The 12,697-nt window shown below is 54.9% G+C and carries 8 protein-coding genes; 2 read left to right on the forward strand and 6 right to left on the reverse strand.

Translation table 11 applies throughout. The annotated features are described in order from the left end of the window. Positions 1-62 precede the first annotated feature (62 nt). Positions 63-2,654 (forward strand): DUF4347 domain-containing protein, encoded by a 2,592-nt coding sequence (locus K239x_RS05565; protein WP_145416754.1) that lies wholly within the window; start codon positions 63-65, stop codon positions 2,652-2,654. Between the two features lie 114 nt (positions 2,655-2,768). Then, complete coding sequence (locus K239x_RS05570) at positions 2,769-5,285, forward strand: DUF4347 domain-containing protein (RefSeq protein ID WP_145416756.1); 2,517 nt, start codon at positions 2,769-2,771, stop codon at positions 5,283-5,285. A gap of 33 nt (positions 5,286-5,318) precedes the next feature. Here K239x_RS05570 and thrS read toward each other — a convergent pair whose 3' ends face one another. The 6 genes from thrS to K239x_RS05600 form a co-directional block, all read right to left on the reverse strand. Next, positions 5,319-7,538, reverse strand: coding sequence for a threonine--tRNA ligase (thrS, locus tag K239x_RS05575; RefSeq protein WP_145416758.1), 2,220 nt, complete (start codon positions 7,536-7,538; stop codon positions 5,319-5,321). A 175-nt stretch (positions 7,539-7,713) separates the two neighbouring features. Continuing rightward, positions 7,714-9,900, reverse strand: coding sequence for a sulfatase family protein (locus tag K239x_RS05580; RefSeq protein WP_145416759.1), 2,187 nt, complete (start codon positions 9,898-9,900; stop codon positions 7,714-7,716). Positions 9,901-10,153: 253 nt separating this feature from the next. Next, positions 10,154-10,483 carry a thioredoxin gene (gene trxA, locus K239x_RS05585; RefSeq protein ID WP_145416761.1) on the reverse strand — a complete coding sequence of 110 codons (330 nt, stop codon included), beginning with the start codon at positions 10,481-10,483 and terminating at the stop codon, positions 10,154-10,156. 130 nt (positions 10,484-10,613) lie between these two features. Further along, on the reverse strand, positions 10,614-11,282 hold the full coding sequence (locus K239x_RS05590) for an NUDIX hydrolase (RefSeq protein WP_145416763.1): 669 nt from the start codon (positions 11,280-11,282) through the stop codon (positions 10,614-10,616). A 2-nt stretch (positions 11,283-11,284) separates the two neighbouring features. Further along, positions 11,285-12,031 carry a sugar phosphate isomerase/epimerase family protein gene (locus K239x_RS05595; RefSeq protein ID WP_145416764.1) on the reverse strand — a complete coding sequence of 249 codons (747 nt, stop codon included), beginning with the start codon at positions 12,029-12,031 and terminating at the stop codon, positions 11,285-11,287. Between the two features lie 129 nt (positions 12,032-12,160). Further along, on the reverse strand, positions 12,161-12,694 hold the full coding sequence (locus K239x_RS05600; protein ID WP_145416766.1) for a shikimate kinase: 534 nt from the start codon (positions 12,692-12,694) through the stop codon (positions 12,161-12,163). Positions 12,695-12,697: the final 3 nt, after the last annotated feature.

Raw genomic sequence — 12,697 nt, forward strand, 5'->3', positions numbered from 1 at the left:
GACTACAATTTGAGCCGCAACTTGACTGACCGGAATTGCCTCTTTATTTCACGCAACGCAACATGATTCGCTCGCTCAGAAAACGATTTCATAAACCAAGCCGCACGCGGAATCGCAACCAGCGTTGGAGTCTCAACGCTCTGGAGCCTCGGCTGATGTTGGCTGCCGATGCGGGGGTGCAGGTTGCGGCTACACAAGTTGCGGGTGCACAAGTTGGTGGGGAGGCATCCGCGCCAGTTGGAGAATTGCGATTACAGGACGCGTCGCCGTCGATTGTGTTTGTCGATTCGTCGCTGGACGATGTTGATACGCTGTTGGCGGGTGTTGCGGATCCGTCGGCCGAAATCATTTTGCTCTCTCCCGATGCGGACGGCGTTGCACAGATCAGCCGCGTCTTATCGGGACGCTCCGATGTTCGGAGCATTCATTTGGTCACACATGGCAGCGACGGCGTCGTTCAACTCGGTTCAACTCAGCTTGACGCCCAAACGCTGCGGCACCGTGGCGATCAAATAGTGGCTTGGCGAAACTCGCTTGCTGCCGATGCGGACATTCTACTGTATGGTTGCAACGTCGCTGCGGGAGCGTCCGGGAAAGCACTTGTTGCTCAGCTTGCACAACTGACCGGGGCCGATGTTGCATCGTCGGATGATGTCACGGGCAGCCCGTTAAATGGTGCTGACTGGGACTTGGAACATCGATTGGGTGACATCGAAACAGCATTGGCGTTTCAAGCCGCACCGCTTCAACGTTTTCAAGGACTGCTAATTAGCAATGTGCAATCGCAAACGATCGAGATCTATGCGGCGGGGCAGACCGGCGAAGAGAACTTGGACATCTTTATCGACCAAAACTATGTCACCACGTTCTATGGCGTGGGCGGCAATGTAGGCCAGCGACAATTCGAGCGGTTCGTTTACGAAACGGATTCGCCGGTTTCGGCCGATCAGGTCTCCGTCGCATTCGGCAACGATCTGTATGTCCCTGCAGTTGGCATTGATCGCAATTTGGTCGTCGACCGAATGGTGCTCGGCGGGGTCGCATTTGAAACCGAGGACCCAGCCACCTTTAGCACCGGGATTTGGCGAGACGGATTGACCGGTCCCGGCAACTACGAAACCGAAACACTGAACATCAACAGTATTTTTACCTACTCGAGTGATAGCGACTCGCAGCCAGCCGGGCAGATTTCGGTTGAAGCTCGAGGGGACAACGGTGATGAAGTACTCCAGATTCACGTCGACGGTAGCTTGCGGGGCGAATTCGAGGTCGATACTAGTCTCAATACCTACTTTGTCGCGGTGGAGAACGGCGTTACAGCTGACCGTGTGCAAATCGTATTTGCTAACGATTTCTATGATCCGGACAATGGCATCGATCGCAACTTAATCGTTCAGTCATACGATGTGAATGGAACCCAATTTGATCCGGCCAGCGAGAACGTCTTCTCCAACGGAACTTTCTTAGCAGTCGACGGCATAACGGATGGATATGGCCGTGGAAACACTCTGCACACCAATGGCTATTTTCAAGCGGGCGATCAGGGGCCGTTGAGCCAGGGAACTTTGATTCGATTTTTTGCGAAAGGCAGTACCAGCGAACAAACGGTGCGGGTGACGACGCGCAGTGGCGAACTGGTCAAAGGAGTCGTGGTGGATCAGGGAGTCAGCACGCGGTTCCTGCCGATTTTTCGTGAGTTCGTGATCTATACCCAGAAGGATTTGGCTCTGGAGGATCTTCGTCTTGAGTTCATTGACGATGGCCAAGTGGACGAATTTGGCAGAGATCGCGAAGTTCAATTCTCAGGAATTGTGGTGGAGGATCTCGACAGCGATCGTGTGCAACGATCATCTGTGCTGGACAACCAAACTTTCGCGACGGGCGTTTTCAGCGAAGAGGACGGTGTGCAATCCGGTTTTGGTCTCGGCGATACGCTGGTCGATAGTGGGTACTTTGAATTTCAAGAAAGCTCTCGCATCGTGTTCAGTGTTTACGGCGGTGGGGGAGCCATGTACGACGTCTTCATTCGCGGTGAAAAGCGTGCGACGTTTACAGCCGATGAAGAGCGAGTCCTTGATATCGATGACGCTGTCACGGACCGAGACGTACGGATTGAATTCATCAACGACGGCGTGGATGAATCGGGTGTCGATCGCAACTTGAGGTTGAGTTCCATTACGATCGATGGTCGCCTACATAGTGTGACGCCCAAAACCGTGGTTGCATCGGAGCCACAAGATCCACTTCCCTCCTCGCTTGTTCTCTACGAAAACGGCTTTGCTCAGTTCGGAATAGAAGATCCGGGATCCATTCGGATCCTGAATGAAAACGGAGGTGGTCTGGGAGCTGGGCTGTTGCCTCCTGCGAGAGGGACCACGTTTGCATCTGAAGGCAGCTACACGTTTGGCATCCGACGCGATGGCGAACGGGATGGCGTCGTTCAGCTTCAGTGGACCGTAAGAGAGTCACAGCCCGGAGTCATTCCGGTCGCAGTCAGCTCGGGAACGGTTTCGATGCGTGATGACCAGAGATTCACGGAGTTCACAGTCCCGTTTGAAAACACGACATCGACCGGCACTCTTGAAGTCGATCTGGTCAGTTTGACACCCGGCGTGAACTTGATCGCCGGCTTGGCAATCATTCAAGTCCAATAGTTTCGCAACTACAATGTTTCGTCGCTCTCCAGGCGGTGTGGCCCAACGAGACGACAGCACTTTGCTGCGCGTCATGACGTACTAACTTTGCTTATTCCTCCGCTGATTAAAACGATGATTCGCTCTCTCAAGAAACGAAACCGAGTTCACAATCGCACTCAGCTGTGGACCGTCAACGCGCTCGAGCCGCGCCTGATGTTAGCCGCCGATACTGGAACACAGGTCGCAGCACAAGTTGCTGGGGATGTTTGCCCGCCGGCCAGCGAATCGCTTGTGCAAACAGAATCGCGATCGATTGTTTTTGTCGACCAGTCGCTAGATGACGTTGGTACGTTGCTTGTGGGCGTAGCGGACGCTTTGTCCGAGATAGTGTTGCTTTCCCCTGACGCCGACGGGATCGAACAGATTAGCAGAGTCTTGGCGAACCGCTCGAGAGTGGAGAGCATCCACTTGGTCACGCACGGAAGTGACGGAGCAGTGCAACTAGGCACGGCTCAACTTGATGCAGAATCGTTGCAGCGTCGCGCCGGTCAGATTGCACAGTGGCGTCACTCGCTTGCCGACGGCGCTGATATTTTGCTTTATGGTTGCAACGTCGCTTCCTCGGTCAGCGGAAAAGCGTTTGTTGCTGAACTTGCACGTCTTACTGGGGCAGACGTCGCTTCCTCGGACGATGTTACCGGTAGCGAGTTACGCGGAGCCGATTGGGATTTAGAGCACCGAGTCGGAGAAATTGAAACGGCATTGGCTTTTCGTTCCGCGCCACTGCAACGTTACGACGGCGTATTGAACAGCGATGTTCGTTCGCAAACGATCGAGATCTATGCGGCGGGGCAAACCGGCGAAGAAAGCCTGGATATTTTCATCGACCAGAACTTCGTGACCACGTATTACGCAGTTGGAGGCAACGTCGACCAGCGACAATTCGAGCGATTCGTTTATGAAACGGATGCGCCAGTGTCTGCCGATCAGGTCTCGGTTGCGTTTGGAAATGACGCTTACGATTCTGCGACCGGTCGCGATCGCAATTTGGTCGTCGACAAGATGGTGCTCGGAGGTGTCACGTTTGAAACCGAAGACTCATCCACGTTCAGCACCGGAATTTGGCGTGACGGTCTAACCGGACCGGGGAACTATGATACCGAGACGCTGAACATCAACAGCATTTTCACTTACTCCAGCGACGGCGGATCGCAATCAGATGGCCAGGTTTCGGTAGAAGCTCGCGGAGATACTGGGGGCGAAGTTTTCCAGATCCGGGTCGACGGCAACGTCGTGGGCGAGTTCAACGTTGGGACGGCATTCAATACGTACAACGTTGCGATCGAAAACGACGTGTCGGCTGATCGCGTGCAAATTGCATTTGTCAACGATCTTTTCGATCCCGGAAACGGAGTCGATCGCAACTTGGTTATTCAGTCCTACGACGTCAACGGCGAAACGATCAGCCCCGTCAGTGCGAACGTGTTTTCGACCGGCACGCACCTTCAGGCGGACGGTATCGCTGATGGGTTTGGTCGTGGCAATACGCTGAACTCCAACGGCTATTTACAAGTACAGGACGATGACCCCACGCAATTGGGAACACAAATTCGCTTTGATGCTAAGGGCACCACGGAAAGCCAAATTATCCGAGTCACCACTCGAACTGGCGAGGTGCTGGGCGAAGTGGAAGTCGACCGAGGTTTTCCGACTCGCTACTCACCCGCATTTCGACAATTCGTGATTAGCACTGATCGGGATATCCAGCTGGAGGACATTCGACTGGAGTTTGTCAGTGATGGATCAGACGAATTTGGTCAAGATCGCAACGTGCAGATCGGTGGAGTCCTGGTCGAAAACCTGGACACGGGACGGATTCAACGTACGACTGCGATCGACAATCAGACGTTTTCGACGGGCGTGTATCTTGAGGCAGATGGAGTGCAGCCCGGGTTTGGCCGGGGCGACACCTTGTTTGCCAACGGCTATTTCGAGTTCCAAGAAAGTTCACGAATCGCATTCAATGTGTTCGGGTCGACTGGAACAGAGCAGTACGATGTTTTCATTCGCGGCGAAAAACGAGCGACATTTACTGTCGGTGAATCACGTGTTTTGGATTTAGATGAAGTCGTCGACGACAAAGATGTGCGACTGGAATTCATCAACGATGGAATCGATGATCAAGGGCAGGATCGCAATCTTCGTGTGGCGTCCATCGAAATCGACGGGCGACTACACCAAGCCAGTCCGCAAACCATCGAGACGACCGGATCCTACGATGGTTTTGCTTCTTTGCTTCTCAATGAGAACGGATTTGTGCAGTTTGGCGTCGATGACCCAGGCGACGTGCGAGTGTTCACAACGAGCGCTATTGTCCAAGCATCTCAGGGATTTGTTACCGTGCGGTTAGATCGATTCGGCGAACTGGATAGTGCGTCGACGCTACAGTGGACCGCCACGCCGACGGTCGATGATTTCCCGCTCGCACAAGAATCTGGAACTGTCGTCATGCGTGAAGATCAGCTCCGCGTGCCCTTCAATGTTCCCTTTGCAGGCACAACATCGACGGGCACATTTGACCTTCAGATCTCGAGCCTGACGCCAGGAGTCGATCTGTTGGGCCCAGTGATTCGCTTCAGCGTGATCTAATTCACGCCAAGGTCACAGGCACGGCGATGTCTACTAGTACTCGTTGCCTTTGGCGTCGCCTTCGATCGCGGGTGCCGCTTCGCCGCTGCCCTGGTAGACCTGACGAACAGTTCGCTCTTCGATTTCTTTCTTCAGCTTCGCCACGGCTTGGGCGACAGGCATGGAACCCAGGTCGCCGTCGATGCGATCGCGCAAGGCTAGAGCGCCCGACTCCGCTTCCTTCGGTCCCACCACGGCCATGTAGTTGACCAAGTCCAGCTGCGCGTTGCGGATCTTCGCTTGCACTTTGCCGCCGCTGGTATCGACGGTGACCTTGATGCCTTCGTCACTCAGTTGCTTGCCGACTTGGACAGCGTATTCGATCGACTTGTCACTGAGCGGGCAAACACGCACTTGCTCGGGTGACAACCACATCGGGAACGCACCGGCGAAGTGTTCGATCAGCATGCCCGTGAATCGTTCGAGCGAACCGAATGGTGCACGGTGGATCATGACAGGCCGGTGAGCTTGATTGTCGCTGCCGTTGTATTCCAGCTTGAAACGGTCGGGCAAGTTGTAGTCCAACTGCACGGTGCCTAGTTGCCACGATCGACCAATGCAGTCGCTGACCATGAAATCGGCCTTGGGGCCGTAGAAAGCCGCCTCGCCGGGCTCTTCGTTGAAATCCAGTCCGGAATCTTGCAACACTCCGCGCAGAGCACCTTCGGCGTTGTCCCAGTTCTCTTCGCTGCCGACGTACTTGCTGCTGTCGGGATCACGCAGTGACAATTGCACGCGATAGTTGTTCAGGCCGACCGATTCGAGCACGAATTTGGTAAGGTTGATCGTCGCGCGGAATTCTTCTTCGACTTGGTCAGCCGTGCAGAAAATGTGCGCGTCGTCTTGCGTCAGTCCGCGAACGCGAAGCAATCCATTTAGCTCGCCAGTTTGTTCGTGGCGATACACGGTGCCGAATTCAAAAAGACGCAGTGGCAATTGCCGATACGAACGCTGCTGGGCTTTGAAAATGTGGCAGTGATGCGGGCAGTTCATCGGCTTGAGCAAGTAACGCTCGTTTTCTTTTTGCCAATCGTGCAGCACGCGTTGTTTGTCTTCGGTCGAAGCGGACGGCTTGTAGCCGGGCAGTTCCACGCCCAAGACTTCCACGGCAGCCATCAGTTTGTCTTCGCCGTCTTGATCCAATTCGCCTTTCTCAAGCCGAGTGCTCCAGGCGTCCAGCAGACCACCGACTTCGCTGCCGAACAAAGGTGCGAATTGGCTGTCACGGTAGTACGGAAAGTGACCGCTGGTTTCGTAAAGCTCGACGCGGCCGATGTGCGGGCTGTAGACCGGATCGTAGCCGCGCGAGAGGAGTTCCTTTCGCAGGAAGTCTTCCAAGGTCACACGGACACGTGCGCCTTTGGGTAGCCAGAGTGCCAGGCCGGAACCGACTTCAGGGTTGATCGCGAATAGACCGTGTTGTTTGCCCAGTACGCGATGATCGCGGCGTTTGGCTTCTTCCAGGCGTTCCAAATAGGCTTTGAGTTCTTTCTTGTCAAAAAACGCGGTGCCGTAGAGTCGCTGGAGTGGGCGACCGGAGACGTCGCCCTTCCAGTGCGAACCCGCGACGCTCATCAGCTTGATCGCTTTGATCTTGCCCGTGTCGGGAATATGCGGTCCGCGGCAAAGGTCAACGAACTCGCCTTGGCGATAAAAACTAACAGTGGCTTGTTCGGAAAGGCCGGTGTCGATGTGTTCGACTTTCAGATCTTGATTCAGATCTGCACAGAGTTTTCGTGCTTCGTCGCGATCAAGCACTTGCCGCTCGAAAGGCTCCTTGGCCTTGATGATCTTTTTGATTTCCGCTTCGATCTTGGGAAAATCTTCTTCGCTGATCGTTTCGGGAATGTCAAAGTCGTAGTAGAAGCCGCCGTCGGTGGTCGGACCGAACGCCAACGAGACACCTTCGTAAAGACGCATCACTGCCTGCGCCATCACGTGCGCCGACGAGTGTCGCAGGACGTCCAGCGAGTCTGAGTCTCGACTGGTAAGCAATTTCAACGCGACCGGCGTGTCGCCTTCTGCAAAATCGCTCAGGGGCCGCACTGCGTCGACGATCTTACCGTCGATTTCAGCAGCGATAACGCCACGGGCCAGGCCTTCACTGATGCCCTTGGCGATGTCTAGCGACGTGGTGTCGGATGGATGCTCGGCGATGGTTCCATCGGGCAGTTGAACTTTTACGTTGGCGTCGGCAGCAGAAGCAGTACTCATCAGGAACTCGGAAATAAGCGTCGTGAGGGTTTCGTCCCCGCGTTACGGATGCGGAGAATCGATCACCCAAGAATGGCGTCATCGGAGTAGGAACGTCAATCCCGATCAATTGACGCCAGTTTTTCCGTGGAAGTTCACGGGAATTTGTCGTTCCATGGCAGCTGACGACAATTTGTCAGTCAAGTTGTCGCAAGGTTAATGCTCCCAGTCGCCATCGTCCTGGCGCCTCGACACCATAGTGAGGACTGCTATCTAGACGCAGGGTTTCGCCTGCTTTGACCACGCCAATATCGCTGATGACACCCGATTGGTCGTTGAAATCAATGTCGTCGTCGGTGCAATAGATTGCCAGCGGAGCTTTGTCGCCGACTTGATAGAAGCCGCCTGCCTGACCATTGCCAGCCACGATCGCGACGGACTGGATCAATACGTCTTTGCTGAATGTCAGCACGATGGCTTCACGGTAGTCAACTTGAGCGACCTTGCCGCCGACGATGCCCAGTCCGCGACTGTTGACGTCGAACGTCGCTTTTTCGAGTTTGGTTTCACGTCGAAAGGCTGTCAGGTTCATCGTGACCGGCGGCCCATTATGGGATAGGTCTACCGAGAAGAAAGCCGTCGGTGCGGACTGTGTTCCCGCCGCCAAACTAATTGAATCGTCATCTTGATAGGCATCGGCCCACGCAAGCGTCACGCTTGCGTGATTCGCCAACGATACCATTCGGTGGCCGCCGCAGTGGCGATGCAGTGCAGCGGTACTAGCAAGTTGTTCGGCAAGTGGCTTGCGGGATGCGTCGTTGACGACGTTGTTCTGTTCCTGTGGGTCGGCGATCAAGTCATATAGTTCCGTTGGCTCAATGTTCCCACTGCGAATCAAAGTGGCATCACAAAATAGTTTCCACTTGCCCGGTACCACTGCGCCATCGACAACTGGATTGTCTATTCGCATCGCCATCGCGGCTTTGTCTTTTGCTTCGTTATGATCGTTATGAAAAAGCGGGCCGCGCTGAATCGTTTCACCGCGCCAAGCGGCCAGCATGCTGGTGCTGTCTTCGCCGCCTTTTTGGCCGCGCCGTAAATCCGGCAATGGCTTGCCCAAGACATCGCTGAAGGTCGCGAACATGTCTTGCAGGCCGGTCAGTTGATCGCTGGAACGCCCCGGCGTCTGGTCGTTGCCATCGCCGACTTGACCGGCCGGCCATGCGACCATCAATGGCACGCGATGCCCGCCTTCGTACGCCGAACCTTTGTTGCTGCGAAACGGACCGGTCGCGTAGTCGGCATTTCGTTCGGCGCCATTGTCGCTGGTGAAGATCACGATCGTGTTTTCGATCAGAGTGTGCCCGGGACGTCGGGGGTCATCGGTTCGCTGCAAGTAGTCGATCATTCGCCCCAGCACGACGTCGTTTTCGAAAATGAAATCGTGACGCAGATCGGTCTTTGGTGATGGCTTCTTGGATTTCTTGTTTTTCCAAGCCGCCATGGGTTTTCCGGCGACATTGCGTGCTGCGCCGCTGACGGCTTGCCCGCCGATCTGGTCGTCAGGTGTGTACGGCGAATGATTGGAGTTGCTGGCGTAGTACAGAAAGAACGGTTTCGGTTGACTCTCGCCGGTCACACACTGCGTCATGAATTGAATCGAGTGATCGCTGTGGCGGCTGCCAAGTTTGTCCAATACATACGCGTCCGGATCGGATGGTTGTTTCAGTCGTTTACCGTCACCGGTGGCACTGACGACGATTCGTCCATGAATATGCCCAGGGCCGACGGACTGATTCGGATCGTTCTTGGCCTTTTTGTTTCCCGGCGAGACACCGGACGTCCCGTGGGAACGTGATGTGAATCGGCAATAGTCGAATCCGTGATCGGTTGGGCCATCGAAAATCGGCTGCGTCAGATCAGCGTCTTCCCAGCCCGCGGCCGGTTTGCCGTCGGACCGTCGGTAGCGAAGTCCGATGTGCCACTTGCCGACCATCCCGGTGCTGTAACCGCTGTCTTTCAAAAGCGTGGCGATCGTTGGCCGATCACGTTCGATCATTGGATCACCTTGTGCGCCAAAGAGCACGAAGTGTTTCAGTCGATTGCGCCACGGATATCGTCCGGTCATCAAACCGTAACGCGTACCAGTGCAACGTGATGTGGGTGTGTGGGCGTCGGTGAATCGCATTCCCATTCGTGCCAAGCGTTCCATGCTGGGCGTGTGGATTTGCCACTGATCGGAATTGCCAGTGATGTTTTGGTACGCACTTGTGTCGCCCATGCCCATGTCATCGGCCATCATCAGGACAATGTTCGGAAGCGGATCGTCAGCGGACGCGATTGTCAGGCAGGTGGCAAATAGTAAAAAAGTTGTGATCCGCACTTGTCGATGCTCCCAGGAAAGTTGGACGGGAGCTGTAGTCTAGCGGAGGCGAATTGGCGAAGCACGTTTGTAGGTCGCTGTCAGCGCGCGTTGTCAGATTAGGCCGTTGACTCTAGGCCGCAAACGCCCGCGGTTCACAGCCAATGGCGAGCTCCGCGGCGGTTCAGAAAACATCGCTAGGTCAACCGTTCGCGCATAAAAAAAGGCACCGTGCTGACACGGTGCCTTTGGATTGTCATCGTTGATCGGAGCGTTACGCGATGGCCGAATCAAGTGCTTCTTGCAAAGCCGTTTTAGGACGCACGCCGACAAAGCTTTCGTTGACTTCGCCACCTTTGAAAACCAACAGCGTTGGAATGCTGGTGATGCCAAATTTCTGAGCGATGCCAGGATTGTCGTCGATGTTGACTTTGCCGATCTTGATGGATGGGTTTTCGCCAGCCAATTCGTCGATCATGGGAGCGATCTGACGGCAAGGCCCACACCAAGGTGCCCAGAAGTCGACCAAGACCGGACTGTCCGACTGGAGAACTTCGCTGTCGAAGTTGTCGTCGGTAAATTCTTTTACTGCATCGGAAGCCATGGTTCTTTCCTTCGTCTATGAAAGTGTTTGTTAAAGGCTGGTCGAATTGAGGCCACAACCGGCGTGGCAGCCGAATTGTAGAGTGACCGCCGAAAGTGTCAATTTGCCTGTTGGCGTTAAGATCAGGAAGCTAATGCAATAAATGGGCCAAATCACCCAGGATCATCGCAGTTGCGCCCCAAATCACATGATTGTCCAATTGAATCGCTGGTGCAGAAAAAGCGAGCTCGCCGACAATGTTGCCATCTTGGCGTACGGGGCGGGATTTGGGGACCACGGTGTGACTGTCCGGCTGCAAAAGTGTTCTCAGTGGCAGCGAAACGACTTCGTCGACTTCGACCGGATCGGGCATCCAGTCGCTGTCTGGCATTTGTGCTGTGATGACCATCGGGTGGACACGATTGTCACTGCCAAACACGTATTGTTGGCGAAGCTCACCGCAAATGTTGTCGACGGTTGCCGCAATCCCCAATTCTTCTTCGTATTCTCGCAGGGCTGCATCCAAAGGCGTCTCGTCCAGTTCGATTCGGCCCCCAGGCAGACAAATTTGTCCGCCATGATGGCTTAACGTCATCGGCCGCAACGTCAGCGGTAGCACCCACTGACCGTCGACATAGTTCATCGCAATCAGCACGGCGGCGTGTCGCAACGAGCCCTGAGCTAATGCATCGGCCGGACCACGATGTCGTCCATACGCCAAAGCAGGTGAAAAAGACGACTTTTTTAGATGGCCAACGCTGCTGGCGATCCGCCGGCTCAAATAGTCGCCTAGATTCGGATCAGCCCACCGTTCTGCCATGACTAGATCAACGTTTCGAGCAGACGACGCAGTTTTCTCAGTTCAACGCGGTGATCCAAGTCATCGCTGGGCGTCATGTGAACGGTCAGAGCGCGATCGTACTTTTCACGTTCCAGCTGCGTGACGATTTTTCCGTAGTCGACTTCGCCTTGTCCGACGCTGACCTGAAATGCGTCTGGGCGTGAATCACGCAGGTGTGTATTGCAAACAAATTTCAGGATCTTGTCGACGTTTTTATCGTCGGTGCCGGTCGCAATGTACACGCTTGGGTCAAACGTAATGCCCAGGCCGTCACAATTGTTGCACAGCACCATCAATGTGTCGGGGTCTTCGCTCATGCAGCCCAGTTGGCTGCGAACACTCACGCGGACACCTTCGGTTTCGGCCACTTCGACTAGCTTGCGAAGGTGTTCGACCTCTTCATTAAATGGCGTGCCTTTTTCCGCAGAGGGCACCGTGATATTGACGACTTTGGTTGCCTTGGCAATCCGGCAGATGTCTTTGAAATCCGTGTAGTGCTGCTCACCGGTCGAATCGAGTTCGACGCAGTAACCTGCGATATCCAAGCGGTGTGTGTGGCGCAGTAGCTGAACACCGCGGTCGAGGTCCGCCAGCAATTCGCTTGGTTTGACTTTGCCTGATTCACGAATGGCGATTTCGACGGCAGTGAATTCGAGGTCTGACAATGCCTCGATCGACTCCTGCAACTCCATCTCGGGCCAACACTCAGTCGAAGCTGCAACAAACACGATGCGTCCTTTCTCTATTTGCAATCATTTCGTGGCACCGGATTCCGGCCCACCCACTTAACTTAGAACGCACAGCTTACCGAGATGCGTCTCCCAAGCGTAGTGCGGTTTGCTGCAATTCCGGGCGGACTAGGTGGATAACAAATGAATGATCTCGGCAGCGATTTCTTCGGGAGTTTTTCCCCCCGTGTCGACGCGGTAGTGCGAAGCTTCTTGGTACAGCGGAGCTCTCTGATCGAGCATTTGGCGGATTTCGTCGGCAGGACTCAGCTGCGTGAGCGACGGTCTGCGGTCGGCGGTTGATTCGTCTGCAAAGATGCGTTGGGCAAGCGTGTTGGCATCCGCGTCCAGCCACACGCATAGGCCGCTGTCAGCAATGAGCTGCCGGTTCTGTTGCCGCAAAATCGCCCCGCCCCCTAAGGCTACGACCTCATTGGCTTCGGCTACGACCAATTCCAGGCACTTCGTTTCCCAATCGCGAAACGCAGCCTCGCCGCCGTCGTCGAAAATCTCGCGGATCGTTTTGCCGGCGGCCGATTCGATTCGATCATCCAGATCGACCAAAGTTCGCGTCATTCGCTGGGCAAGAATTCGGCCGACGGATGACTTTCCAGTTCCGCGGTACCCGGTCAAGTAAATATGCTGGTGTGATTCCTGATTCATCGT

It is taken from the genome of Stieleria marina (genome assembly GCA_007741555.1).
Classification (GTDB): domain Bacteria; phylum Planctomycetota; class Planctomycetia; order Pirellulales; family Pirellulaceae; genus K23-9.

Coding starts and splice junctions, on each gene's coding strand:
- K239x_RS05565 (WP_145416754.1), top strand. CDS start 63: ATGATTCGCTCGCTCAGAAAACGATTTCATAAACCAAGCCGCACGCGG.
- K239x_RS05570 (WP_145416756.1), top strand. CDS start 2,769: ATGATTCGCTCTCTCAAGAAACGAAACCGAGTTCACAATCGCACTCAG.
- thrS (WP_145416758.1), bottom strand. CDS start 7,538: ATGAGTACTGCTTCTGCTGCCGACGCCAACGTAAAAGTTCAACTGCCC.
- trxA (WP_145416761.1), bottom strand. CDS start 10,483: ATGGCTTCCGATGCAGTAAAAGAATTTACCGACGACAACTTCGACAGC.
- K239x_RS05590 (WP_145416763.1), bottom strand. CDS start 11,282: ATGGCAGAACGGTGGGCTGATCCGAATCTAGGCGACTATTTGAGCCGG.
- K239x_RS05600 (WP_145416766.1), bottom strand. CDS start 12,694: ATGAATCAGGAATCACACCAGCATATTTACTTGACCGGGTACCGCGGA.